Consider the following 24,938-nt stretch of genomic DNA (forward strand, 5'->3'; position numbering starts at 1 on the left):
CCGGCGACATGCGCCCTTCGAAGCGGTGGTCAGGCTCCGGCGACCGGAGCGGCACCCGCACCCGAACCGCCGCGACGGCGACGGCGACGGCGGGCCGGAGCCGGCTTGCCGTCGTGGTGCTCCTTGCCGGCACCGTCGTGCGTGCCCGCGCCCTCGGCGCCGCGATCGGCGGCGGGAGCGGACTGGCCCTCACCGGAGCCCGCGTCGGCAGCGCCCTCGGCGAAGGTCGACCCGACCGGGGTGGTGCTGTTGCGGCGACGGCGGCGACGACGGGTCCCGCCCTCGTCGGTGCCCTCGGCTGCGGCATCCGCGGCCCGCTCGGGGCGACGCGTGCGCTCGGTCCTCACGGACTCGGTCTTCGGCGCCGTCACGAGGCGGCCCTTCGTGCCCTGGGGGATGTCGAGGTCCTCGTACAGGTGCGGGCTCGAGGAGTAGGTCTCGACCGGCTCGGGCTGGCCGAACTCGAGAGCGCGGTTGATGAGGGCCCACTTGTGCAGGTCCTCCCAGTCGACGAAGGTGACCGCGATGCCGGTCTTGCCCGCGCGGCCGGTACGACCGGCGCGGTGCAGGTACGTCTTGTCCTCGTCGGGGATCGTGTGGTTGATCACGTGGGTCACGTCGTCGACGTCGATGCCGCGCGCGGCGACGTCGGTCGCCACGAGCACGTCGCGCTTGCCGGCCTTGAAGGCGGCCATGGAGCGCTCGCGCTGATCCTGGCCCATGTCACCGTGCACGCCGCCCACGTTGAAGCCGCGGTCGCCGAGCTCGTCGACGAGACGCTGCGCCGCGCGCTTGGTGCGCGTGAAGATCACGGTCTTGCCGCGGCCCTCGGCCTGCAGGATGCGGGCGATGACCTCGTCCTTGTCCATCGAGTGCGCGCGGTAGACGAGGTGCTTGATGTTCGCCTGCGTGAGGCCCTCGTCGGGGTCGTTCGCGCGGATGTGGATCGGGTTCGTCATGAAACGACGGGCCAGCGCGACGATCGGGCCGGGCATGGTCGCCGAGAACAGCTGCGTGTGACGGACCGCGGGGACCTTCTGGAAGATCTTCTCGATGTCGGCGAGGAAGCCGAGGTCGAGCATCTTGTCGGCCTCGTCGAGCACGACCTCGGTCGCGTTCGAGAGGTCGAGCAGACGCTGGCCTGCGAGGTCGATCAGACGGCCCGGGGTTCCGACGACGATCTGCGCGCCGGCCTTGAGCTGGTCGATCTGGCCCTCGTACGCCTTGCCGCCGTAGATGGCGACGACGCTGGTGGAGCGGTTGCTGGTGAGCAGGTCGATGTCTTCGTACACCTGCACCGCGAGCTCGCGGGTCGGCACCACGATGAGCGCCTTGACGCCGTGCTCCGGGTCCTTGCCGAGACGCTGGACGACGGGGATGCCGAACCCGAAGGTCTTTCCCGTTCCGGTCTTCGCCTGGCCGATGATGTCCTGCCCCGGAAGGCCGAGGGGGATGGTCTGCTCCTGGATCGGGAACGCATCCACGATGCCCTTGGCCGCGAGTGCGTCGACGATGTCCTGATCGATGCCGAGATCGGCGAAAGTTGTCACTTTATTCAGATTGCCTGTCCGGCGACCCTGGGGGATCGCCACGTAAACGGATCCACGCCGTCTCTTGTGCCACAGGCGCGGGGCCCCGCTCCGACGGCGGGGACACGCCCAGCCTACCCGAGGGGTGGTACCGACCCGGAAGGACAGCCGCGCACGAGTATTGTGAACGACGTGGTGGACTCGGGAGGACGACCTCGTGGTTAAGTGGTTCTGGCAGCGCGATGACGCGCCTCGGCGCACCCTCGCTCTGCGCAGCAGGGGAGACCAGGGCGATGCGACGCGTGTCGACTTCGCCGAGCTGGCCCCGGAGCTCGATCGCTTCCTCGGTCAGGCCGCCTATCTGCAGCTCGGGTACTTCGAGACCCTGACGCGACTGATCCGGGCGACGCCCGAGCTCTCCGAGAAGGAGGCCCTGTCGCGTGCGGCCGGCGCGGCGCTGACGAAGCATCGGGGCATCGTCGACCTCATCGCCGAGCGCGGCGACGACCCGACGCAGGTGATGCTCCCGTTCCGGGAGAACCTCGACGCGTTCCGGCGCAAGACCATCGGCGCGCGGCCCCGGGAGACCCTGCTGGCCGTCTACATCACGGCCGGGATGCTCGACGACTTCTACCTCGCCCTCGCCTCCAGCTACGGGGACACCGGTCGCCGCGTGGCCGAGATCCTCCGCGAGGACGACGCCCGGCACGAGATCGTGGCGATCATCCAGGAGACGATCGAGAGCGACGAGGAGTGGCGCTCGCTGCTGTCCATGTGGGCGCGCCGACTCGTCGGCGACACCATCCTCGTCTGCCGCTCCGCGCTGCGTCCGGAGCTGCTGGCCGTCGAGGAGGAGCGCATCGAGCCGGTGTACACCGAGCTCATGGGTGCGCACGCGCGACGCATGGACGCGATGGGACTCGCGTCCTAGAACCTGACTCCGGGTGGCCGGTCAGATGCCGAGCGCGGCCCGGGCGGTGGCGTCGGAGCGCTTGCGCAGTCCGGTGAGGGCCATCGTCGCCAGTGCCGCGACCACCGCGGCGCCGAGCACGCTCGCGAGCCACAGCCAGATGCTGTCCTCGCCGACACCCGCCCACTGCAGCCCGGTGTAGGCGAGGGCCGAGACGGCCGTCGCGATCGCCGGAGTGAGCGCCACGCCGCGGAGCTCGCGGTCGCGGATCAGGAAGTGCGCGGCGATGCCCAGTGCGCACGCGCCGATGAGTGCGAGGAGGATGTACATCGTCTGATCAGGCGACGAAGCCGACGCGACGCGATTCCTCGGTGCCCAGCTCGATGTAGGCGAGGTTCGCGGTCGGGACGATGTAGGAGTTGCCCTTCACATCGGCGAAGTTCACGTGCGTCGCGTTCTGCTCCAGTGCCGTGGAGACCTGGGTGCGGACCTCGTCCGCGGTCGCGCCGGTGTCGAAGCTCAGTTCGCGGCCGGTGTTGATGATGCCGATGCGGATTTCCACGCGTGCTCCTTGAAGTTCGGGGACTGCGCCAACTCTACCCCGCGCGCGCCGGGCGGGATCGGCCGTCGGAGCCGGTTTCGCCGTGAGCGCACAGCGCCGTCGCCGGTGCGTCGCGCGCGGACGGGCGAGGATGTCCCCGCGTCCGGATAGCGTGGAGCACATGACACCGGATGCCGCTCAGCGAGCTGTGATCGCCGCCGAGCCGACCGCCTCCGGCGTCATCATCGGCGCACCGGGCACCGGCAAGACGCGCACGCTCGTCGACCGTGTGGTGCACCTGCTCGACGTCGAGCGGATGCGACCGGAGCAGGTGCTCGCGCTCACGCCGAGCCGCCAGGCCGCGACCGCGCTGCGCGACCGGATCGGCGTGCGGATCGGACAGGCCACACCGGGCCCCCTGGCACGCTCACTGGGCTCCTTCGCGTTCCAGGTGGTCCGCGGGGCGATGGTGCGCGAGGGCGCCGAGCCGCCCGCACTGCTCACCGGTGCCGATCAGGACCGCATCATCGCGGATCTGCTCGCCGGCGACGCGGAGGACGGACGCATCCCCTGGCCCGAGGCACTGAGCGCCTCGGTGCGCGCGTCAAAGGGCTTCCGCTCGGAGCTGCGGGCTTTCCTCGCGGAGTGCACCGAGATCGGCGTGCATCCGGACGAACTCCGCGACTCCGGCAACGAGGTGTGGGCCGCGACCGCGGAGTTCCTCGTCGAGTACCGCGCCGTGCTGGACGCGCTGCGTGCGGCGCACCGCGACGCCGCCGACCTCCTGAGCGAGGCGAGCACGATCCTGCAGGCGGCGGATGCGGCGACGCTCGGTCCGCTCGCGCCGCTGCGCGTGGTGCTGATCGACGATGCGCAGGAGCTCACGCGCGGAGGGATCGCGGTGGTCCGGGCGCTGCGCAGCCGCGGTATCGCGGTGCTGGCGTTCGGCGATCCCGACATCTCGTCCGGCTCGTTCCGCGGGGCGAGTCCCGAGCTGTTCGCGCAGCTGGCCGGTGCGCTGGGCGAGGTGCACGTGCTCGACGGCGCGCACCGTCAGCGGCCGGCGCTCACCGCTCTCACGCGCACCGTGACGCAGGCGATCGGCGTATCCGGCCGTGTCGAACATCGTCGGGCGCCCGTGCCCGTGACGGCGGACGAGGTCGACGCCCGGGTCTCCAGGTTCGTCGCGCCCTCGCCCTACGAAGAGCTCGACCGGATCGCCGGCGTGATGCGGGACTGGCACCTGTCCGGCGGCGTGCGCTGGGATCGGATGGCGGTCATCGCGCACGACACGCGTCAGGTGACCACGCTCGAGACCGAGCTCGCCGCCCGCGAGATCCCGACCCGCGCGGCCGGCGTGCAGCGCCCCCTCGGCAGCGAGGGCATCGTCCGCGAAATCGTCGGCATCGTGCGCCTGGCGCTGACCCCGGTCGAGGAGCGCACCTCGGAGGCGCTGGAGGAGGCTCTGCGCACGCCGTTCGGCGGCATGGACGCGATCGGCCTGCGAAGGCTGCGCGCCCGACTGCGCCACGTCGAGCTCGAACAGGGCGGCTCGACCCCGGCGCGCGAGCTGCTGCGCCAGGCCATGGCGAACCCCGCGCACCTCACGCTGATCGACGCCCCGGAGTCCCGCACGGCCGAGCGCTTCGCCGAGACGATCGAGGCGGTCGCGCTCGCCGCGGGGTCGGGCGAGACGATCCACGACCTGCTGTGGCGCGTCTGGGATCAGGCGCGCGCCGTCGACGGTCGACGACTGCAGGTCGCCTGGCGCGAGATCTCGCAGCTGTCGACCGGTGCAGAGACCGCGCGCTCGCTCGATGCCCTGGTGGCGCTGTTCGACGCCGCCAAGCGCTTCGTCGAGCGCACCCCGAACGAGAGGCCGGAGACGTTCGTGCGGGACATCCTCGACAGCGAGGTCCCGGAGGACTCGCTGTCGACGCCGGAACGCCCGGGGAAGGTCACGCTGCTGACCCCGGCCACCGCGTTGGGGACGGAGTTCGACGCCGTCGTCGTCGCCGGGGTGCAGGACGGCGTCTGGCCGAACGTCCGGCTGCGCGGGGGGCTGCTGCAGACCTGGCGTCTGGCCGATGCGATCCAGGCCGCGCGCACCGGCGTGAGCATCGAGCCGCCGGGCGTGCTCGACCGTCGTCGCGCGGCTCTGCACGACGAGCTGCGCCTGTTCGTGCGCGCCGTGTCCCGCGCCCGCGAGCGCCTGCTGATCACGGCCGTGGACGACGACGACCTGACGCCCAGCCCGTTCTTCGGCTTCCTGCCCGCGCCGGAACCGCCGGAGCGCCACGCGTCCGCCGAGCACCCCCTCACCCTGCGCGGGCTCGTGGCCCGGCATCGGCGCACGCTCACCACGGCCATGTCGGAGTCGACGCGCCGGGCCGCGGCGGAACAGCTCGCCGTCCTCGGGCGCGAGGGCGTGCCGGGTGCGGACTCTGCCGAGTGGTACGGGGTGACGCCCGCGTCGACGGACGCTCCGCTGCGCGATCTCGCCGTCGCGGGCGCACGGGTCTCGCCGTCGAAGATGGAGTCGTACGAGGAGTGCGGGCTCAACTGGGTCGTGTCCTCCCTCGGCGGCGACACCGTGATGCCGCCCACGGCCGGGATCGGCACGATCGTGCACGAGGCGATGGAGCGCGTCCCGGACGGAGACCTGGAGCGGATGCGGGCGATCGTCGCCGAGCACTGGCCCGAGCTCGACTTCGAGACCGAATGGATCGGCCGGAAGGAGCGACGGCGCGCAGACCTGCTGGTCGGCCGTCTGCACAGCTACCTCGGCGATGTGCGCCGCGAGGGAGGGCGGGTGATCGGGAGCGAGGTGGAGTTCCGGTTCGCCGTCGACGTCGCGCCCGAGGACGCCGCCGACGCTGCGCTCGCCGTGCACCCGGTGGGGGAGGACCGGGCGAATCAGGCCGTGATCCACGGGTATATCGACCGCGTCGAGGCCTATCCGCCGAACGCGGGCGAGCACCCGCACGCGCGGGGCCGCGGGTGGGAGCCCATGTCCGGAGGGGCGGAGGGGCCGACGGTCGTCGTCGACCTGAAGACCGGGAAGAACGACCCCGAGTCGGACTCCGGGGTGCTCGAGCACGCGCAGCTCGCGGCGTATCAGGTTGCCGTCCAGCAGGGGCTCGTGGAGGGCGCGCCGCCGACATCGCTGGCGGGCGCCCGCCTCGTGATCGTCTCCAAGACCCTCGCCAAGAGCGACTACCGCATCGCCCACCAGCACACGCTCGACGACGACTCGCGGACGGCGTTCCTGCGGCGCGTGTCGGATGCGGCGCGCGGCATGTCCGCGTCGAGCTTCACCGCGCAGGTCGAGTCCCACTGCGCCGACACGCAGCGCCGGGTGCATCCCTGCCGCATCCATACGGTGCCGGCGGTGAGCTCGTGACCGGCTGGAGCGGCGGCGAGGGCATCTCGGCGACCGACATCGCCGCGGCGCTCGGGCAGCCGTCACCGACGCCCGCCCAGCAGCGGGTGATCGAGGCGCCGCCGGAGCCCGCGCTCGTCGTGGCCGGCGCGGGGAGCGGCAAGACCGAGACGATGTCCGGGCGAGTCGTGTGGCTCGCCGCCAACGGACACGTGCGACGCGACGAGATCCTGGGGCTCACCTTCACGCGGAAGGCCGCCGGCGAACTCGCGGAGCGGATCAGCCATCGACTGGCCGTCATCGACGAGTACGGGCGACGGGGTCTGCTCCCGCACTTGGCCGAGATCGTGGCGACGGGCTCTCTCCGTCGGGTCGAGGAGGCCGCGGCGGGGCGGCAGCGCGAACTCGTGCGCACGCATGTGCTCGATGAGCTCGCCGCGCAGTACGGGACCGGATGGGACCCTGCGGCACCGCGGGCGGCCGAGGACCTGATGATCCGACCGCGTGTGTCGACCTACAACGCCTTCGCCGACGGCATCGTGCGCGAGCACGCGGCGCGGATCGGTCGGGACCCGGACGTGGCGATGCTCAGCCAGGCCGCGTCCTGGATGCTCGCGCGAGAGGTCGTGCTCCGCAGCGACCTGCCCGAGCTGGAGAACATCGACTTCGCGCTCGGCACCGTCATCGACGCCGTGCAGCACCTGGCCGGGGACGCCCTGGATCACCGTGTCGACCTCGAGTCGGCGGAGCGCATCGCGCGTGAGCAGGCTCTCGCGTTCGAGCCGTATCGCGGCAACGGCGACGTCGAGAAGGCGGCGGTGAACCTGCTGAGCCTGCCGACGCTCGCGAGCCTCGTCCGCGACTACATCGCCGAGAAGGCCCGGCGCGGGGTGCTCGACTTCGCCGACCAGGTGGGCGGCGCCTACGACATCGTCGAGTCCGCCCCCGATGTGCGCGCCGAGCTCCGCGAACAGCACCGCGTCGTGCTGCTGGACGAGTACCAGGACACGTCGGTCATCCAGACGCGCTTCCTCGCGGAGCTGTTCCGCGACTCCGCGGTCATGGCCGTCGGCGATCCGCACCAGTCGATCTACGGCTGGCGGGGTGCCAGCGCCGACAACCTCTACGCCTTCTCGAGGACGTTCTCGAGCTCGGGTGCCGCGGAGACCTACAGCCTCATGACGAGCTGGCGGAACGACCGCGGCATCCTCGGCATCGCCAACCGGGTGCTCGAACCGCTCCAGCGGCCCGGACTCGACGTGCCGCCCCTGGAGCCCCGTCCCGGCGCGGGCGAGGGCACCGTGACCGTGAAGTACCCGTTCACGGTCGACGAGGAGGCCGCGGCGGTGGCGGACTGGTTCGCCGAACGTCGCGCGGCGCATGACGCCCGCGGCTCCGGGCCCGGGTCCGGAGCGAGCCCGCACACCGGAGCGATCCTGTTCCGCTCGAAGCGGCACATGCAGACATTCGCGGCAGCGCTCGCCGCGCGCGGCATCCCGCATCGCATCCTCGGACTCGGCGGGCTCCTCGCGACACCGGAGGTGGTCGATGTCGTCTCCACGCTCCGCGTCGTGCACGATCCCACCGCGGGATCGGCGCTCATCCGGCTGCTCACCGGGCCGCGCTTCGGCGTCGGTGTGGCCGACATGGCGGCGCTCTACGACCTGGGGCGGACCCTCTCCGAACGCGACACCGCGATGGCGCCGCTCCCCGAGGAGGTGCGGGCCCGGCTGCGCTCCTCGCGCGGTGCCGACGAGGCGGTGTCGATCATCGACGCGGTCGACGTGGTGCGCGCGGTCCGCGACGACTACCGACTGCTCGAGCCGATCACGCCCGACGGCCGCGCACGGATCCGCGCGGCGGGGGAGATGCTGGAGCGGCTCCGGAGGGCCTCCTCGCAGCCGATCCCGGAGCTGATCCGCCTCATCGAGCTCGAGCTCCGTCTCGACATCGAGCTCGCGGCCAACGAGACCCGCGGCCCCGCACGCATCGCCGCCACGCAGCTGCGCGCGTTCGCCGACGAGGTCCGCGCGTTCCTCGCCGCCGACGAGCGGGGCAGCATCGGCAGTCTGCTGGCGTGGCTCGACAAGGCCGAGAGCACCGACGAGCTGATGCCGCGGCCCGAGCCCCCGGAGGCGGGGGTCGTGCAGCTGCTCACCATCCACGGCTCGAAGGGGCTGGAGTGGGACGCGGTCGCGGTGGTGCGGCTCGTGGTCGACGAACTCCCCAGTCGCGTCTCCGACACGTCGGGCTGGTTCGGATTCGGCGTGGTGCCCTTCGCCCTGCGTGGTGACCGCGACGCCCTGCCCCGATTCGAGTGGGACCCGGTCGAGGCGATGGGCGAAGAGGCCGACCCCGGCAAGCGCCAGAAGCTCGCGCAGGCGTCGCTGTCCGGCGGTGCCACGAAGGCGAATCCGCAGGGGGGCGCGCTCAAGCGCTTCAAGGATGCCTACCGCGCCTACCAGCAGCAGGAGGAGCGCCGTCTCGCCTACGTCGCGGTCACCCGGGCGAAGTCCGACCTGCTCCTCAGCGGCGCGCACTGGGCGGGCCAGAAGGCCCCGCGCACACCCAGCCCGTACCTGGTCGAGGCCATCGAGGTGCAGGGGCTGGATCCGATCGAGACCGTCGACCCGGACGACAACCCGTACGACGGCCCCGGCTCGACCCTGAGCTGGCCGCTGGACCCGCTGGGTGCCCGACGGGGCGTGGTCTCCGCGGCGGCGGCACTCGTCGACGACGCTGCGCGGGACGGGACCGCCGAGCCGTCGATCGAGCTCACCCGCCTGTTGGCCGAGCGAGCCGCCCGTCTGCGTGGAACCGACGCCGAGGCGCCGACACGCGTGCCGGCGTCGAGGTTCAAGGACTACGTGACCGACTTCACCGGCACCCTGTCGTCGATCGTCAGACCGATGCCGGAGCGGCCCTATCGGCAGACGCGTCTCGGCACCCTCTTCCACGCGTGGGTGGAGCAGCGATCCGAACTCGTCGGGGTCGGCAGCCGGGTGGACGAGGCGCTCTGGGAGATCGATGAGGACGAGCTCCCCGTCGCTCCCGAGTCCGGTGGTGTGGAACCGTCCGACGGTCCGGGTTCCTCTGCGGATGCCGCCGACCTCGCCGAGTTGCAGGAGACCTTCGAGCGCAGCGAATGGGGCGGGCTGAAGCCCATCGCGGTCGAGATCGAGATCGACTTCGCCCTCGGCGCCGGGATGCGCGAGCCCGCCGAGGAGGGCCGATCCCACATCGTCATCTGCAAGCTCGACGCCGTGTACCGGCGCGCCGACCGCGGTGACCGCATCGAGATCGTCGACTGGAAGACCGGCAGGGCTCCGCGCACCGCGAAGGAGCGCGAGGAGCGCATGCTGCAGCTCGCGCTGTACCGTCTCGCGTATCACCGTCGCTTCGACGTGCCGCTGGACGACATCGACGTGGCGCTGTACTACGTGGCGGACGACCTGATCATCCGCGGCGATCGCGTCTACTCGGAGGAGGAGCTCTTCCAGCGCTGGAGTGCCGCCCGGGCCGCGCGCTGAGCCTCGTCCGAGTCCTCGTCGCCGTACTCGGCGTCCGCACGCGGCGGGAGGGGATGCGAGTCCTCGCGGACACCTGCGGCGCCGCTGGTGCCCGCGAACAGGCTCGCGACACCGGAGAGGTCCTCGGTCTCGATGTTCAGCATCTCCGCGCGGTGGGCCCTGTCGTCGTCCTGCTGGTCCGTGCTCGCACCGGGCAGGGGCTCGTGCGCCGCGGTCTCGGCGTCGGCATCGGGAGTCTCGGCGGGCTCGGCCCACAGCTCCTCGGGGTTGTAGGCGTCGGTGTGCATCGAGGTGTCGACGTCGGCGACCGTGTCCTTGGGGACGCGGTCCAGCGCGTCGAGGGCGGAGTCGACGCCGGCGCCGCGGGCGTCGATGATGCGCAGGTCGTCGCTGTGCAGTCCGTCCGCGAGCGCGGTCAGCAGCGCGGCGGCATCATCCACGATGTCGGGCCGGTGCATCGCGTCGCCGTGCACCAGCCAGCGGGCGAACTCCAGCTCGGCGAGCAGGCGGGCGCGCACCTCCAGGCCGGAGTCCGGAGCACGGTCGACGGAGCGGGCATACGCGGCATGCACGTCCTCCGCGGCATCCGGCGCCGCGGACAGCCAGGAGAGATCGAGCGCGGGGTCACCCACCGAGAGCGCATGCCAGCCGACGACGCCCACGACCTCGGGGCCGCGCTCGGGGTCGTCCTCGAACAGGAACGAGGTCGCCTGCACGCCGCCCAGGATCACGGTGGACTCGAACCGCCAGAGGTCGTCATCGGCCACCGCATCGCGCCACCGGACCGTGAGACGAGCGGGCACCCGGCCGGTGGCCGCGGCGGTGTCGACCAGGCGCTCCAGCTCCGCACGGGTCTCCTCGGCGGAGCGGGTGGCGAGGCCGGCCCCGCGGACGACAGAAGTGGGCAGACCGTGCACGGCCGCGATCGAGGCGCCCATGGACTCCGCTGCGCCACGCCCGGCGGGCACCATCGCGGCCTCGATCTGGAATCCGGGGAGCAGCTCGGTGACGAGCGCACGGCCCTCGCCGAGTCGGGTCTCGCCGATGTAGGCGGGGGCGCGGAAGGGCAGCATGGCGCGGGCGCCGTCGGTCAGCGCACGCAGCGCGATCGCCTCGGCGGCGAGCTCGCGCGCGGTCTCGTCGTCGTCCGCCACGCGGATCGCGAGCTCACGGCCGTCGGCGAGCGAGGCGATCGCCGAGTCGAATCGTCCGTCGCCGTCCGCGCTCAGACCGCGGGCACCCGTGACCTCCGCCCCGGGCAGTGCGGCGGTCACTGCCGCGGCTAGAGTGAAAGGAGAGCGTCCCATGCCCCCAGGGTAGGTCGGCTCAGGGGCGGTCCCGCCTCCGCCACGCCCGTGAAAGAGGGAGTCGATGACCATTCAGCGCCCGTCCCTCGACCGCGCCGCCGAACTCCGCGAGGAGCCCGACGTGCTCGATCGCCTCCGCGCCGACCCGGCCACCCGTGTGATCGTCGTCCGGGAAGGACGCGTCCGGGTCGTCGATTCGGCCCTGCTGCGCGTCCCGCCGACCGCCGTGGTCGAGGCGACCTGGGCGCTGCTGGGGCGCGATGAGGACGGCACGGTGCTGCTGCTCGCCGCGGCGCCCCCGGAGACGGACGCGCTCGATGCGGCCCCGGACGAGATCTGGCTGGGGCTGCGTGATCTGGGCGGCCGCATCGACGGTCGGGAGTCGGAGCTGCTGATCGGAGCGATCGCCCTCGCCGGCTGGCTCCGCGACGCGCCGTTCTGCCCGACCTGCGGCGGGGGGACGGAACTGCGCCAGGGCGGATGGTCGCGGCGCTGCCTGGTCTGCGGACGCGACCACTTCCCCCGGACCGATCCGGCGGTCATCGTCGCGGTCGAGAGCCGGGACGGCGAACGCCTGCTGCTCGGGGCGAATGCGAACTGGGGCGGGCGGATGTACTCCTGCTTTGCCGGCTTCACCGAGGCGGGGGAGTCGCTCGAGGCGACCGTGCACCGCGAGATCGAGGAGGAATCCGGCGTGCGGCTCTCCGCCCTGCGCTACATCTCCTCGCAGGCCTGGCCGTTCCCGCGGTCCCTCATGGTCGGCTTCCGTGCGGTCGTGGACGACGAGGCGGCCGCGCTCGCCGACGGCGAGGAGATCATCGACGTGCGCTGGTTCACCCGCGCCGAGATCGGCTCCGCCCTCGCCGGCACCGGCCCGGTGGGGCTGCCGGGCCCGGCATCGATCGCACGCGCCCTCATCGTCGACTGGTACGAGGATCGCGAGTGAGCGCACTCGATGCCCTCGACGAGCGGCAGCGGGCGGCGGCATCCGTGCTCCGAGGGCCGGTCGCCGTGCTCGCCGGCGCGGGGACCGGGAAGACGCGGGTCATCACGCACCGCATCGCGCACGGGGTCGACACCGGCGCCTACTCGCCGTCGCGCGTGATGGCCGTCACCTTCACGGCCAAGGCCGCGGGGGAGCTGCGCGGACGCCTGCGCGCGCTCGGCGTCGAGGGCGTCGCCGCCCGCACGTTCCACGCCACCGCGCTCGCCCAGCTGAACTTCTTCTGGCCGACGCTGGCCGGGTCGCCGGCCCCCGGGCTCATCGACAACAAGGTGCGGATGCTCGGTCAGGCGGCCGACGCGATGCGGCTCCGGCCGAGCACGGCCACCCTCCGCGACATCGCCTCCGAGATCGAGTGGCGCAAGGTCTCGATGCTGTCGATCGAGCAGTACGCCGCCCTCGACCGTCCCGTCAGCGGCCTCGACGCGGGACAGCGTGTCGAGCTGATGCGCGGGTACGAGGAGTTGAAGGACGATCGCCGCCAGCTCGACTTCGAGGACGTGCTGCTGGCCTGCGCCGGGATGCTGGAGGCGGAGCCGCGGGTCGCCGCCTCCGTGCACGAGCAGTACCGCCACTTCACGGTCGACGAGTTCCAAGACGTCTCCCCGCTGCAGAACCGGCTGCTGGAGCTGTGGCTGGGCGACCGGCACGACATCTGCGTGGTCGGCGACGCCAGCCAGACCATCTACTCCTTCGCGGGAGCCGAGCAGCGCTTCCTGCTCGAGTTCGAGCGACGCCACCCCGACGCCACGGTCGTGCGCCTGGAGACGAACTACCGCTCCCAGCCGCCGATCCTGACGGTCGCGAACGCCCTGATGCACGGCCGCCCCGGCGCGCTCGAGCTCGTGCCGGCGCGGGAGCAGTTCACCGCGGAGGCGCCGACCGTCACCGCGTACGACACCGAGGGCGAGGAGGCTGCCGGGATCGCTGCCGCGATCTCCGCGCAGATCGCCGCGGGCGCATCCCCGTCGGAGATCGCGGTGCTCTATCGCGCCCATGCCCAGTCGGCCGTGCTGCAGCAGGCGCTCGCCGCGGAGGGCATCGCGACCTCGGTGCTCGGCGGGACCCGCTTCTTCGCGATGCCGGAGGTGCGTCAGGCGATCCTCGCGCTGCGTGCCGCCGCCGTGGCTCCGACCGAGCAGGGCTTCCTGCCCGGCGTGCAGCGCGTGCTGCGCGAACTCGGTCTCACGGATGAGCCTCCCGCCGCCGGTGGAGCCCAGCGTGGCGGCTGGGAAGCCCGTCGCGCCCTCCTGCGGCTCGCGGAGGAGGCCGGACCCGACGCGGACCTGCGCAGCTTCAGCGATGCGCTCATGGCGCGGGCGAAGGACCAGCACGAGCCCACGATGCGCACCGTGACCCTGTCGACCCTGCACGCGGCCAAGGGACTCGAGTGGCCCCATGTGCACCTCGCCGGATGGGCGGAGGGCTCGCTGCCGATCTCCTATGCCACGACGTTCGAGGCGGTCGACGAGGAGCGGCGCCTGGCCTACGTGGGCGTCACGCGCGCCGCGCGAACCCTGGCGCTGTCGTGGTCGAGATCCGCGGGTCGGGGGGAGCGGGCGCCGTCGCGGTTCCTCGCAGAGATGGGGACCACGGGCCGCGGCACCGGCATCCTTCGTGAAACGACACCGAACGCCACACGCGCGAACCGTCCGCGCTGACGCGCACCACCCGTTCGTCGGTGGCCCCGTCGTCCGCGAGGAGGAGGGCGGCGAGTCGTCCCGCCTCCGCGACCTGCGCGGCGCGGAGGGGACCCGGGTCGCGTCCGATCATCTGCGTGTGCAGCAGCGGCCAGGCGGGGTCGGCATCCGTGGCGTGCGCGTCCCGACAGGCGAGGCACGCCGATGCGCCGGGGAGCACGAGCGGGCCGATCGTCACACGCCCCGGCTCGAAGGCGACGGGGAGGTGCGGGATGTCTTCGCGCAGATAGCGTGCGAACTGCAATGCGGCGGCAGCCCCGCGCACGAGCACGACGGCGACGGCCGGATCGCGACCGTGCTCGACCAGAGGGACGCCCTCGTCGGCGAGGGCCTCCCTCATGCGGTACTCGCTGCGTCCGTCGGTGAACCCGATGGCCTCGACCCACGCCGGCCGTGACGGCGGCGGGTCGTCGAGCAGCAGCGGATCCAACCGGGCGAGCAGCGTCCGCGCAGCCTCCCGCGGAGCCCCCGCCGCGTGCGCGATCACGTCGAAGGACCCGCGACGGAAACCGGAGCGCAGGCGGCTCAGCAAGGGTTCGACCCATGCGGCATCGGTCTCGACACGGGGTCCGTCGTCGTCGCCCAGCTGCAGCGTGTGTTCATCCCGCCACAGCAGCGGTGCGCGGGGATTCAGACGCGTGAGGATCGGCGGTGTGAGCGGCATCCCCCCGATTCTGGAGGGGATGCCGTCACCGCGGGTGCCTCATCCGCCGTTCCGTGGACAACTCCGACGGGTTCGGCGGACGGGGGAGGAGGAGTGCCGTCTCCGCCCCTCGATCGTTCAGACGGGGCGATCGCCCTCCGGGGCCGCATCGCCGTCGTCCTCGCTCGTGTCTTCCTGGTTCGGCTCCACCGCGCCGTCGCCGGGCTTCTCGGAGGAGAAGTCGTCCCCGTCGAGCAGTCGTGCGAGCGCCTCGTCGAACTCGTCGGCGACCGGCTGCTCACCGCGCTCGACGGCCTGGAGCCGGGCCACGAGCGCGCTCGGGTCGTCGATGTCCTCGGCGGTCGGCATGAGGTCGGGGTAGTCCCACAGCGAGTCGCGGGAGCTGATGCCGACGGCATCCGTCACGGCCTGCCACATCGCCGAGGCCTCGCGCATGCGTCGCGGACGCAGCTTCAGCCCGACCAGCGCGCCGAGCGCGTCCTCGGCCGGACCTCCCACGGCGCGCCGGCGTCGGGCGGCCTCCGCGATGCGGGCGCCGTCGGGCAGGCGCGAGGTGGCCTGGGCGGTCACCACGTCCACCCAGCCGTCGATCGTCGCGATGAGGTTCTCGAGCCGGGTCAGCGCCTCCCGCTGCGCCTCGCTCTGCACGGGGAGGAGGGCCCCGCCCTCGATGGCCGCGCGCAGCTCCTCCGGGTTGGAGGGGTCGAGGCGGCTGGCGACGTCTTCGAGGGCGTCCACGTCGACCGTGACACCGCGGGCGAAGTCCGTGATCTGCGCCATGACATGCAGGTGCAGCCACTTCGCGTGCCGGTAGAGGCGGGCATAGGCGAGCTCGCGGGTCGCGAGGTAGAGGGCGATCTGGTCTTCCGGGATCTCGAGGCCGTCGCCGAACGCGGTGAGGTTCTGCGGGATCACGGCCGCCGTCCCCGCGGGGAGCACCGGGATGCCGACGTCGCCGCCCGAGACGACCTCGAGCGAGAGGTTGCCGAGCACCTGGCCGAACTGGGCGGCGAACACGGAGCCGCCGAGGCCGCGCATGAGCTTGCCCGCTCCCTGCACCACGCCGCGCATCTCCTCGGGGACCTGCGTGTCGAGGGCGGAGGTCAGGGCGTCGGCGATGCTGGTCGACACCGGATCGGCGATCTCCTTCCACACCGGAAGCGTCTTCTCGACCCATTCGCCGCGGGTCATCGCGGTGGGGGCCTCGGCGAGCTCGGAGATCGTCGTCGCCTCGCCGAGCCACAGGTTCGCGAGCGCGAACGAGTCGGCGAGAGAGCCGCGGGAGCCGTCGGTGACGCCCTGCCCGTCGCGGTTGGCGATGAACAGCGCCTGCCGTAGTGCGTTCTCCCAGGGGTCGCCGCCGAAGGCGCCCTGGAGCTGCGACATGATCGTCTGCATCATCGCGGGATCGAGGGTGAGGCCGTCCATGCCCTCGAAGGCGCCGCGAAGCGCCTCGGGGTCGATGTCACCACCGCCCTGGTTCGCGAGCATCCTGCGGAGGAACTCCTGGAAGTCCTCGGGTGTCGGGTCGTTGTCTGCCATGTCGCTCGCCCTCTCAGCACGTCTGAAGCCGTGGCATCTACGCTAGTCACAGGTTTCTGCGCGCGAACCCGATGCGGGCAGATCGGTGTACGCCGCTCGCGAACGACGGAGGAATGCTGTGGATCGAACGCGGTCTGGAAAGCTCGGACTCGGAGTCTGGGCGCTGGTCGTCGCGCTCGTCGCACTGGTCGTGCTGACCTTCCTGCCGTCGCCGTACGTGATCCAGCGACCCGGTCCGGTCTACGACACGCTCGGAACCGCGACGGACAAAGAGGGCGACGAGGTCCCGCTGATCAAGATCGAGGGCGCCGACACGTTCAAGACGGCGGGCACGCTCGATCTCACCACGGTGCAGGTCGTCGGCAACCGCGAGCGCACGCCCAGCTGGTTCGAGCTGGCGCTGGCGTGGATGGACTCCTCGCGCGCGGTCGTGCCGCTGGACTCGGTGTTCCCCGAGGGGGTCACGACCGAGCAGCGCGACGAGCGCAACGCCACGCTGATGGTCGATTCCCAGCACGAGGCCACCGCGGCGGCGCTGAACGAGCTCGGCTACGACACCGGTGCCCAGGTCACGGTCGTCGATGCGGTGACCGACTCGCCGGCGGACGGCACGCTCGAGCCCGATGACGTGATCACCGCGATCGGCGGGACGACCGTCGACTCGGCCGGTCAGCTGCGCGAGGCCGTCCAGGACGCGGCGGGCGATCCGGTGACCCTCACGATCCTGCGCGACGGGGCGGAGAAGACCGTCGAGGTCACGCCGGAGAAGCACGTCGAGGGGGGAGTGACGACCTGGCTCATCGGGGTCACGCTCCGCACGGACTACGACTTCCCGATCGATGTGACGATCCAGCTGGACAACGTCGGGGGCCCCAGCGCCGGGATGATGTTCGCGCTCGGGATCATCGACACCCTGACCGAGGGCGAGCTCAACGGCGGCGAGAACGTGGCCGGCACCGGCACGATCGACGCGGCGGGCACGGTCGGGCCGATCGGCGGCATCCGGCAGAAGCTGTACGGCGCCCGCGACGCCGGAGCGGAGTACTTCCTGGCTCCCGCCTCGAACTGCGACGAGGTCGTCGGGCACGTCCCGGACGGTCTCCAGGTGATCCGGACGGCCACGCTCGACGAGTCGCTCGCGGCTCTGGAGGTCATCGCCGACGGCGGCGATGTCGACGCGCTGCCGACGTGCGAGCGCGCCGGGAGCTGACGCTCCGACGTCGCCGTGACCTCGCCGTGACCGGGATGACAGCCTGCGCACAGTGAGCGATGCCTAGGATGGAAGGGTGACCTCCCCCTCTGCTCCGAATCCGGCCACGCCTCGAACCTCCCGACGCATCCTCGGCATATCACTGGTGATCATCGCCGCCTTGATCGCGGTGTTCTTCGTGTTCGCGTCCCTGTACACCGAATTCCTCTGGTTCGATCAGGTCGGCTTCACCGGCGTCCTGACCACGCAGTGGATCGCCACGGCGGTGATGTTCGCGGTCGGCTTCCTCGGGATGGCGGTCCCGCTGTTCGTCGCCATCCAGCTCGCCTACCGCCTGCGGCCGGTCTACGTGCGACTGAGCTCGCAGCTGGATCGGTACCAGGAGGTCATCGAGCCCCTGCGCCGCCTGGCGATGTGGGGAATGCCCATCTTCTTCGGCCTCTTCGCGGGCTTCGCGTCGGCCGGACAGTGGAAGACCGTGTGGCTGTGGGCCAACGGTGTGGCGACGTCCGACGTCGACCCGCAGTTCGGCATCGACACCGGCTTCTACATGTTCGCGATGCCGTTCTATTCGAACCTGCTCGCGTTCGTCTCGGCCGTGCTGCTGCTCTCGCTCCTGATCACCGCTCTCGTGTCGTACCTCTACGGCTCGGTCCGCATCGGACAGGGCGAGCTGCGCATCTCCAAGCCGGCCCGCATCCAGCTGGCCGTGATCGCCGGTCTCTACCTGCTCGTGCAGGCCGTGAGCCTGTGGCTCGACCGCTACAAGACGCTGGTCGCGCCGGATGACCGCATCACCGGTGCGGCATACACGGGCGTCAACGCGACGATCCCCGGCCTCGCGATCCTCGCGATCATCGCCGCCGTCGTGGCGATCCTCTTCTTCGTCACCGCGGTCATCGGCCGCTGGCGCTTCCCGCTCGCAGCCACCGCGCTGCTGATCGTGGCCTCGCTCGTCGTCGGCGTCGGATACCCCTGGGTCGTCACCACCTTCCAGGTGAAGCCGAACCAGAACGCGTACCAGGCCGAGTACTACCAGCGGAACATCGACGGGACCAAGGAGGCGTACGGGGTCGCCGACCTCGAGACGACGCCGTTCGCGGCCAAGACGGATGCCGAGGCCGGTCAGCTGCGCGCCGACGCCGAGACCACCGCGTCCACCCGCATCATGGACCCGAAGGTCATCCCGCCGACCGTCCGTCAGCTCGAGCAGTACCGCGGCTACTACCAGTTCCAGAAGACGATGGACGTCGACCGGTACGAGATCGACGGCGTGATGCAGGACACCGTGGTGTCGGTTCGCGACCTCGACATGTCCGGCCTCGGCGACGGCGACAACTGGAACAACCGCGTCGCGGTCTACACCCACGGCTACGGCCTCGTCGCGGCCGCGGGCAACCAGCGGACCACGGACGGAGAGCCGGTGTTCCTGGAGCGCGGCATCCCGACCTCGGGCTTCCTGAGCGATCGTGAGAACTTCGAGCCGCGTGTGTACTTCGGCGAGAACTCCCCGGAGTACTCGATCGTGGGCGCTCCCAAGGGCTCCGAGCCCGCGGAGATCGACTACCCGCGTGGCAAGGACGGCTCCAGCGAGACGAAGACGACCTTCGAGGGAGACGGCGGTCCGAAGATCGGCGACACCTTCACGAAGCTCCTCTACGCGCTGAAGTTCCAGTCCGAGCAGATCCTGTTCTCGAACCTCGTGAACGAGGACTCGCAGATCCTCTACGACCGCGATCCGAAGACGCGCGTCCAGAAGGTGGCGCCGTACCTCGAGCTCGACAGCGACCCGTACCCGAGCGTGGTGGACGGACGCATCGTCTGGATCGTCGACGGCTACACGACCAGCCAGACGTACCCGTACTCGACGAGCGTGAGCCTCTCGGATGCGATCGCGGACTCCAACGTCCCGACGCCGACGCTCGCGATCGACGACATCAACTACATCCGCAACTCGGTCAAGGCCACGGTCGACGCCTACGACGGCTCCGTGACCCTCTACGCATGGGACGACGAGGACCCGATTCTCAAGACCTGGCAGAAGGTCTACCCGTCGACGGTGAAGCCGTACAGCGAGATGTCGGGCGAGCTCATGAGCCACGTGCGCTACCCGACCGACCTGTTCAAGGTGCAGCGCGACATCCTCGGCGTGTACCACGTCGACAAGGCCGGATCGTTCGCACAGCAGGACAACCGCTGGCAGACGCCGAACGACCCGCGCAGCGAGTCGATGCTGCAGCCGCCGTACTACCTGACGATGCAGATGCCGGGTCAGGACTCTCCGCGGTTCTCGATGTTCTCGACGTTCATCCCGAACTCGCAGGGAGCCGGTGGAAGCCGTGACGTGCTGATGGGCTATCTCGCGGTGGATTCGGATGCCGGTTCGGAGAAGGGCAAGAAGGCGGAGGGCTACGGCCAGCTGCGCATGCTCGAGATCGACACCGACACCACGGTCCCCGGACCCGGTCAGGTGCAGAACACCTACAACTCGGACACCTCGGTGGTGCCGCAGCTCAACCTGCTGCAGCAGGGTGAGTCCGAGGTGATCTACGGCAACCTGCTGACGCTGCCCGTCGGTGGCGGTCTGCTCTACGTGCAGCCCGTGTACGTGCAGTCGTCCGAGGGGACGCAGCTGCCGCGCCTGCAGAAGGTGCTGGTCGCCTTCGGTGACCGCGTCGCGTTCGAGAACACCCTCACCGAGGCGCTGGACACGCTCTTCGGCGGTGACTCCGGTGCGACCGGCGGCGACGACACGGTCGAGCCCGATCCGGACGCACAGGTGCCCGACCCCGAAGGCGGGACGACCGAGCCCACACAGCCCACCGGGGCCGAGGCCGAGGCACTGGCCGCTGCTCAGACGGCGTTGCTCGACCGCGAGACCGCGCTGAAGTCGGGAGACCTCGCGAAGTTCGCCGAGGCCGACGAGCGTCTCACCGCGGCGGTGCAGAAGCTGATCGAGCTGGACTCGGCCGCGGGCAAGTAACCGTCCACACCAGAATCGAATGGGCGTCCCTCCGGGGGCGCCCATTCGCGTCGTACGGATCGGTGTCGATGAGGTGCGGTGTCGGTGAGGTGTCGGTGTCGGTGTCGGGTGGGGGAGTATTGAGGGGTGCGCGGTCGCGCGCATCACGTCCGAACGGGAGCAGTCATGAGTGAGCACGCCCGCAGACCCTCCGTCCTGTTCGTCTGCGTGCACAACGCCGGGCGCTCGCAGATGGCCGCGGGGTTCCTGCGCGACATCGCCGGCGATCGCATCGAGGTGCGCTCGGCCGGGTCGATGCCGGCGGATCAGATCAACCCGATCGCGGTGGAGGCGATGGCCGAGCTCGGCATCGACATCACGGCGGAGGCTCCGAAGGTGCTCACCACGGAAGCCGTCCAGGCGTCCGACGTCGTCATCACGATGGGCTGCGGCGATGCGTGCCCGTTCTTCCCCGGCAAGCGCTACGAGGACTGGAAGCTCGATGACCCGGCCGGGCAGGGGATCGACGCCGTCCGCCCGATCCGCGACGACATCCGAGAGCGGATCGAACGGCTCGTGGCAGAGCTCCTCTGACGCGCGGACGATCGGGCCCTCGGCGCCCAAGCCGGTGCGGCGATGGGCCTGTCGATCAGGGCCACGGCTCACGCCGTTGATCGAGCACCCCGAAAGGTGAGTGTGGGGTGGGTAAGCGAAAGGCCCCCTGACCTGGATTTCTCCGAGTCAGAGGGCCTTTCTTGTGTCGCATTCTCGTTGCGGGGACAGGATTTGAACCTGCGACCTCCGGGTTATGAGCCCGGCGAGCTACCGAACTGCTCCACCCCGCGGCACAAGAAGTAACTTATCACGGATTCGGAGGTCGGGCGAATCGAGGGAACGCCCCGTGCGTCCCGGGCGCGTCGCGGATGCGAGAGGATGAAGGCATGTCCGAGACCGCAGCCGTCCCCGTCGCCGTGTGCCAGTTCGCGCCCACGGCCTCCCGTGCCGACAACCGCGAGCGGATCGCGGAGCTGACCGCGGAGGCGGCGTCCCGCGGCGCGAAGTTGATCGTGTTCCCGGAGTACTCGAGCTACTTCGTCGATCCGATGGACGAGAGCCTGGCCGCGAACGCCGAAGACCTCGACGGCGAGTTCGTCGCGACGCTCCGGGCCCTCGCCGCCGACTACGCCGTCGTGATCGTCGCGGGCCTCGCCGAGCGCGCCTCCGATGGTCACCGTGTGCGGAACACCGTCGTGGCCGTGCGCGGAGACGGCATCCTCGCGGTGTATCGCAAGCAGCACCTGTACGACGCGTTCGGGCAGACCGAGTCGGACTGGGTCGAGCCGGGCGATGTGGGGGAGGCGGCGACCTTCGACCTCGGGGGCCTGCGGTTCGGACTCCTGACCTGCTACGACCTGCGCTTCCCGGAGGTCGCGCGTTCCCTGGTCGAGGCCGACGCCGAGGTGCTGGTCGTGCCGGCCGAGTGGGTCCGTGGTCCCCTCAAGGAGCACCACTGGACGACGCTGCTCGCCGCGCGCGCGATCGAGAACACGGTGTACGTGGTCGCTGCGGATCATCCGACGCCGATCGGTGTCGGGCACTCGCAGATCGTCGACCCCCAGGGAGTGGTCCTGGCCGGGGTCGGGACCGCGCCGGGGATCGCGGTGGCGGTCGTCGAGCGTTCCGCGATCGACCGGGTGCGCGCGACGAACCCGTCGCTGCGGGTGCGGCGGTACGCGGTCGTCTCGCGGGAGGCGTAGGTCGCCCCAGCGTCAGACGGAGGACCGCACGAGACGTGCGGCCGCGTCCTCGAGAACGTCGACCCGCTTGCAGGCCGCGAAACGCACGAGACCTGCGTAGTCGCCGCGGTGCGCCTCCGAGACGAACGCCGTCAGCGGGATCGCCACGACGCCGGCGCGCTCCGGCAGAGTGCGGCAGAAGGCCGCGGCATCCGCTCCGCCCAGTGCCGTCGCGTCCGCCACCGTGAAGTAGCCGCCCTGCGGTGCGTGCACGGTGAACCCCGCCGTGCGCAGGCCGGCGCCGAGGATCTCGTGCTTGTGGGCGAGAGCGGCGGCGGCACCCGCGAAGAAGGATTCGTCCAGGCGGAGTCCCACGGCGACGGCGGGCTGGAACGGAGACCCGTTCACGTAGGTGAGGTACTGCTTCACCGTGAGCACGGCGGTGATGAGGGCGGCGGGGCCGTGCACCCACCCGATCTTCCAGCCCGTCGTCGAGAACGTCTTCCCCGCCGACGAGATGGTCAGCGTCCGCTCGGCAGCTCCGGGGAGCGTCGCGATCGGCGTGTGCGGAGCATGGAAGGACAGGTGCTCGTACACCTCGTCGGTGACGATGATCGCGTCGTGCTTCCCGGCCAGTCGCACCACCTCGTCGAGCACCTCGCGACCGAAGACCGCGCCCGTCGGGTTGTGCGGATCGTTGACGAGGATGATCCGGGTGCGGTCCGTGACGGTCTCCGCGAGCCTGTCGAGGTCGGGCTGGAAGTCCGGAGCGCGCAGGGGCACCGTGCGCAACCGGGCGCCGGCGAGGGCCACGGCTGCGGCGTAGGAGTCGTAGTAGGGCTCGAAGACGACGACCTCGTCGTCCGGGCCGTCGATCAGGGCGAGCAGCGTCGCCGTCAGGGCCTCGGTCGCGCCCGCCGTCACGATCACCTCGGTGGCCGGGTCGACGGCGAGCCCGTAGAAGCGCTGCTGATGCTCGCTGATCGCCGCCAGCAGATCCGGGATGCCGCGTCCGGGCGGATACTGGTTCGCGCCGTTCGCGATGGCGGCGCACGCCGCCTCCAGCACCTCCGCCGGGCCGTCCTCGTCGGGGAAGCCCTGGCCGAGATTGATCGCACCGGTTCTGGCCGCTGCGGCCGACATCTCTGCGAAGATGGTGGGCGCGACGGTTCCGTCTGAGGCGAGCAGACCTGCACCTGCTGCCGTGCGCCGCCAGGCGCCGGGGATGACACTCATGAAGAACAGGCTAAGGCCATAGCTGAAACTCATCTTCGACATAAGGAACGCACAGATACACGCGTCATTCTGAAGTGGTCGTTGAAGGAGCACACCATGAACGAAGACAACACCCAGGACCAGTCGGCATCCGCGTCGAACGACGCCGTGCCGTCCACCGAGGCTGCAGAGGTCACCGCTCAGCCGGTGGCCGACGTCGCCGCTGATCAGACCGTCGCTGCGCCCGCCGCGCAGTCCCCGGGGCACGAGGTGCCGTCGACGTTCACGTCTCCGGCCCCCGCCGCACCCGTGATCGCCCCGGTGCCGCACGGCTTCGCCGCACCCGCGGCACCGGTGGCACCCGCGACGGCCACCGCGTCGGGAGCCGCCTTCGGCATCCCCACCGCGACGTCGCACACCCAGAACACCCTGCCGCTCGACGGCGCAGCGCCCGGGGGCCTCCCCGGCGAGGCGACCAAGACCAAAGAGCAGAAGCAGCGCGGCGGCACCAAGTTCGCCGCGATCATCGTCGCGGCCGCACTGGTCGGCGGCTTCGCCGGCTTCGGCGGCGGCGCGCTGCTGAACGGTCTGCAGGACCGCCCGTCGTCGGGCACGGCCACCGGACCGCAGACCGTCACCGTGAACAACCCGGGCTCGGTCAACGAGACCACGGCCGTCGCCACGGCCGCGCTTCCCTCGGTGGTCACCATCGAGGTCGCCGGTTCCGACCAGGCGGGCAGCGGGTCCGGCGTCATCATCAGCGACGACGGCTACGTGCTCACCAACACGCACGTGGTAACGCTCGGCGGCGCCGTCGCAGATCCCACCATCCGCGTGACCACGTCGGACGGGCGGATCTACGAGGCCACGGTCGTCGGCACCGACCCGATCTACGACCTCGCCGTGATCAAGCTGAAGGGTGCGAAGGACCTCACGCCGATGGACTTCGCCGACTCGTCGAAGCTCAACGTCGGCGATACCGCCGTCGCGCTCGGCGCTCCGCTGGGCCTGGCGAACTCGGTCACGACCGGCATCGTCAGCGCACTGAACCGCAGCATCCAGATCGCGTCGTCCGCCCTCCCGGACTCGTCCTCGCAGGACGCACCGGAGCAGCAGACGCCGGATCAGGGTCAGGGCCAGGGACCGTTCCAGTTCGACATCCCGGGCAGCGGCGGTCAGCAGACCACCGACTCCATCTCGATCGCCGTCATCCAGACCGACGCCGCGATCAACCACGGCAACTCGGGCGGCGCGCTGGTGAACAGCAAGGGCGAGCTCATCGGCATCAACGTGGCGATCGCGAGCTCGGGCAGCTCCGAGGAGTCCGGCTCGATCGGCATCGGCTTCGCCATCCCGTCGAACATCGCCAAGCGGGTCTCCGACGAGATCATCGCCGACGGTGCGGCCACGCACGGTCTGCTGGGCGCCTCGGTGCAGGACGCCTCGAGCATCGAGGGCGCGACCGTCGCCGGCGCGTACATCGCCAAGGCCAACGCCGGCGGCGCGGCCGCCGGCGGCGGGCTCGAGAAAGGTGACATCGTCACCTCCTTCAACGGCGTGCCGATCACCAGCGCCTCCGACCTCACCGCCCAGGTGCGCGCCGCGGCTGCGGGCAGCGACGCCAAGGTGACGTATGTCCGCGGAGGCAAGTCGTACGACGTCGAGGTGACGCTCGGCGAACTCGCCGGCTGACCCCCGCCCTCACAG

The 24,938-nt window shown here is 71.1% G+C and carries 16 protein-coding genes and 1 tRNA gene; 10 read left to right on the forward strand and 7 right to left on the reverse strand.

Features of this window, described 5'->3' with window-relative positions:
- Positions 1-29: 29 nt before the first annotated feature.
- Positions 30-1,550, reverse strand: coding sequence for a DEAD/DEAH box helicase (locus tag AC07VM_RS18370; RefSeq protein ID WP_494912655.1), 1,521 nt, complete (start codon positions 1,548-1,550; stop codon positions 30-32).
- Between the two features lie 196 nt (positions 1,551-1,746).
- Between AC07VM_RS18370 and AC07VM_RS18375 the strand changes: the two genes are divergently transcribed.
- The gene (locus AC07VM_RS18375) at positions 1,747-2,460 is read left to right on the forward strand and encodes a ferritin-like fold-containing protein (RefSeq protein WP_267417879.1); all 714 of its coding nucleotides are present in this window, start codon (positions 1,747-1,749) and stop codon (positions 2,458-2,460) included.
- 21 nt (positions 2,461-2,481) lie between these two features.
- Here AC07VM_RS18375 and AC07VM_RS18380 read toward each other — a convergent pair whose 3' ends face one another.
- Both AC07VM_RS18380 and AC07VM_RS18385 read right to left on the reverse strand, forming a co-directional pair.
- Positions 2,482-2,769 (reverse strand): hypothetical protein, encoded by a 288-nt coding sequence (locus AC07VM_RS18380; protein ID WP_267417880.1) that lies wholly within the window; start codon positions 2,767-2,769, stop codon positions 2,482-2,484.
- Between the two features lie 7 nt (positions 2,770-2,776).
- Positions 2,777-3,001, reverse strand: a complete 225-nt coding sequence (locus AC07VM_RS18385; RefSeq protein ID WP_267417881.1) for a DUF3107 domain-containing protein — start codon at positions 2,999-3,001, stop codon at positions 2,777-2,779.
- Positions 3,002-3,161: 160 nt separating this feature from the next.
- Here AC07VM_RS18385 and AC07VM_RS18390 point away from each other — a divergent pair, with 160 nt between their 5' ends.
- Positions 3,162-6,383: an ATP-dependent helicase gene (locus tag AC07VM_RS18390; protein ID WP_494912657.1), complete on the forward strand. Its 3,222-nt coding sequence runs from the start codon at positions 3,162-3,164 to the stop codon at positions 6,381-6,383.
- On the forward strand, positions 6,380-9,892 hold the full coding sequence (locus tag AC07VM_RS18395) for an ATP-dependent helicase (RefSeq protein ID WP_494912659.1): 3,513 nt from the start codon (positions 6,380-6,382) through the stop codon (positions 9,890-9,892). Before AC07VM_RS18390 ends, AC07VM_RS18395 begins: the two co-directional genes overlap by 4 nt.
- On the opposite strand, the gene AC07VM_RS18400 is transcribed toward AC07VM_RS18395, so the two are convergent.
- Positions 9,838-11,199, reverse strand: coding sequence for a protein kinase family protein (locus tag AC07VM_RS18400; RefSeq protein ID WP_494912661.1), 1,362 nt, complete (start codon positions 11,197-11,199; stop codon positions 9,838-9,840). The genes AC07VM_RS18395 and AC07VM_RS18400 overlap by 55 nt on opposite strands.
- A 64-nt stretch (positions 11,200-11,263) precedes the next feature.
- Between AC07VM_RS18400 and nudC the strand changes: the two genes are divergently transcribed.
- Together nudC and AC07VM_RS18410 are read left to right on the forward strand one after the other, a co-directional pair.
- Positions 11,264-12,145 carry an NAD(+) diphosphatase gene (gene nudC, locus AC07VM_RS18405; protein ID WP_494912662.1) on the forward strand — a complete coding sequence of 294 codons (882 nt, stop codon included), beginning with the start codon at positions 11,264-11,266 and terminating at the stop codon, positions 12,143-12,145.
- Entirely contained in the window at positions 12,142-13,863 is a 1,722-nt protein-coding gene (locus AC07VM_RS18410) for an ATP-dependent helicase (protein ID WP_494912663.1), read from the forward strand. Before nudC ends, AC07VM_RS18410 begins: the two co-directional genes overlap by 4 nt.
- An 820-nt stretch (positions 13,864-14,683) precedes the next feature.
- Here the strand turns inward: AC07VM_RS18410 and AC07VM_RS18415 are convergent.
- A complete protein-coding gene (locus AC07VM_RS18415; RefSeq protein WP_494912664.1) occupies positions 14,684-16,108 on the reverse strand; it encodes a zinc-dependent metalloprotease in 1,425 nt (474 codons plus the stop codon).
- 118 nt (positions 16,109-16,226) lie between these two features.
- On the opposite strand from AC07VM_RS18415, the gene AC07VM_RS18420 reads away from it, so the two are divergent.
- The 3 genes from AC07VM_RS18420 to AC07VM_RS18430 all read left to right on the forward strand — a co-directional run bounded on the left by AC07VM_RS18420 (position 16,227) and on the right by AC07VM_RS18430 (position 20,874).
- Positions 16,227-17,318, forward strand: coding sequence for a YlbL family protein (locus AC07VM_RS18420; protein ID WP_267417888.1), 1,092 nt, complete (start codon positions 16,227-16,229; stop codon positions 17,316-17,318).
- Positions 17,319-17,394: 76 nt separating this feature from the next.
- On the forward strand, positions 17,395-20,301 hold the full coding sequence (locus tag AC07VM_RS18425) for a UPF0182 family membrane protein (protein ID WP_494912666.1): 2,907 nt from the start codon (positions 17,395-17,397) through the stop codon (positions 20,299-20,301).
- Between the two features lie 165 nt (positions 20,302-20,466).
- On the forward strand, positions 20,467-20,874 hold the full coding sequence (locus AC07VM_RS18430; RefSeq protein ID WP_494912668.1) for an arsenate reductase ArsC: 408 nt from the start codon (positions 20,467-20,469) through the stop codon (positions 20,872-20,874).
- A gap of 177 nt (positions 20,875-21,051) precedes the next feature.
- Here the strand turns inward: AC07VM_RS18430 and AC07VM_RS18435 are convergent.
- A tRNA-Met gene (locus tag AC07VM_RS18435) sits at positions 21,052-21,125 on the reverse strand.
- Positions 21,126-21,221: 96 nt separating this feature from the next.
- Between AC07VM_RS18435 and AC07VM_RS18440 the strand changes: the two genes are divergently transcribed.
- Positions 21,222-22,037 (forward strand): carbon-nitrogen hydrolase family protein, encoded by an 816-nt coding sequence (locus tag AC07VM_RS18440; RefSeq protein WP_494912669.1) that lies wholly within the window; start codon positions 21,222-21,224, stop codon positions 22,035-22,037.
- 12 nt (positions 22,038-22,049) lie between these two features.
- Here the strand turns inward: AC07VM_RS18440 and AC07VM_RS18445 are convergent, their stop codons facing one another.
- On the reverse strand, positions 22,050-23,252 hold the full coding sequence (locus AC07VM_RS18445; RefSeq protein WP_494912670.1) for an aminotransferase class I/II-fold pyridoxal phosphate-dependent enzyme: 1,203 nt from the start codon (positions 23,250-23,252) through the stop codon (positions 22,050-22,052).
- A gap of 96 nt (positions 23,253-23,348) precedes the next feature.
- On the opposite strand from AC07VM_RS18445, the gene AC07VM_RS18450 reads away from it, so the two are divergent.
- On the forward strand, positions 23,349-24,923 hold the full coding sequence (locus AC07VM_RS18450; protein WP_494912672.1) for a S1C family serine protease: 1,575 nt from the start codon (positions 23,349-23,351) through the stop codon (positions 24,921-24,923).
- The last annotated feature ends 15 nt before the right edge of the window (positions 24,924-24,938 follow it).

It is taken from the genome of Microbacterium sp. GW821-FHT01D02 (assembly GCF_059422585.1).

Bases quoted from the DNA above. Each gene is read 5' to 3' on its own strand.
- AC07VM_RS18390 (WP_494912657.1), top strand. From the start codon at position 3,162: ATGACACCGGATGCCGCTCAGCGAGCTGTGATCGCCGCCGAGCCGACC.
- AC07VM_RS18440 (WP_494912669.1), top strand. From the start codon at position 21,222: ATGTCCGAGACCGCAGCCGTCCCCGTCGCCGTGTGCCAGTTCGCGCCC.
- AC07VM_RS18430 (WP_494912668.1), top strand. From the start codon at position 20,467: ATGAGTGAGCACGCCCGCAGACCCTCCGTCCTGTTCGTCTGCGTGCAC.
- nudC (WP_494912662.1), top strand. From the start codon at position 11,264: ATGACCATTCAGCGCCCGTCCCTCGACCGCGCCGCCGAACTCCGCGAG.
- AC07VM_RS18415 (WP_494912664.1), bottom strand. From the start codon at position 16,108: ATGGCAGACAACGACCCGACACCCGAGGACTTCCAGGAGTTCCTCCGC.
- AC07VM_RS18445 (WP_494912670.1), bottom strand. From the start codon at position 23,252: ATGAGTGTCATCCCCGGCGCCTGGCGGCGCACGGCAGCAGGTGCAGGT.
- AC07VM_RS18400 (WP_494912661.1), bottom strand. From the start codon at position 11,199: ATGGGACGCTCTCCTTTCACTCTAGCCGCGGCAGTGACCGCCGCACTG.
- AC07VM_RS18380 (WP_267417880.1), bottom strand. From the start codon at position 2,769: ATGTACATCCTCCTCGCACTCATCGGCGCGTGCGCACTGGGCATCGCC.
- AC07VM_RS18450 (WP_494912672.1), top strand. From the start codon at position 23,349: ATGAACGAAGACAACACCCAGGACCAGTCGGCATCCGCGTCGAACGAC.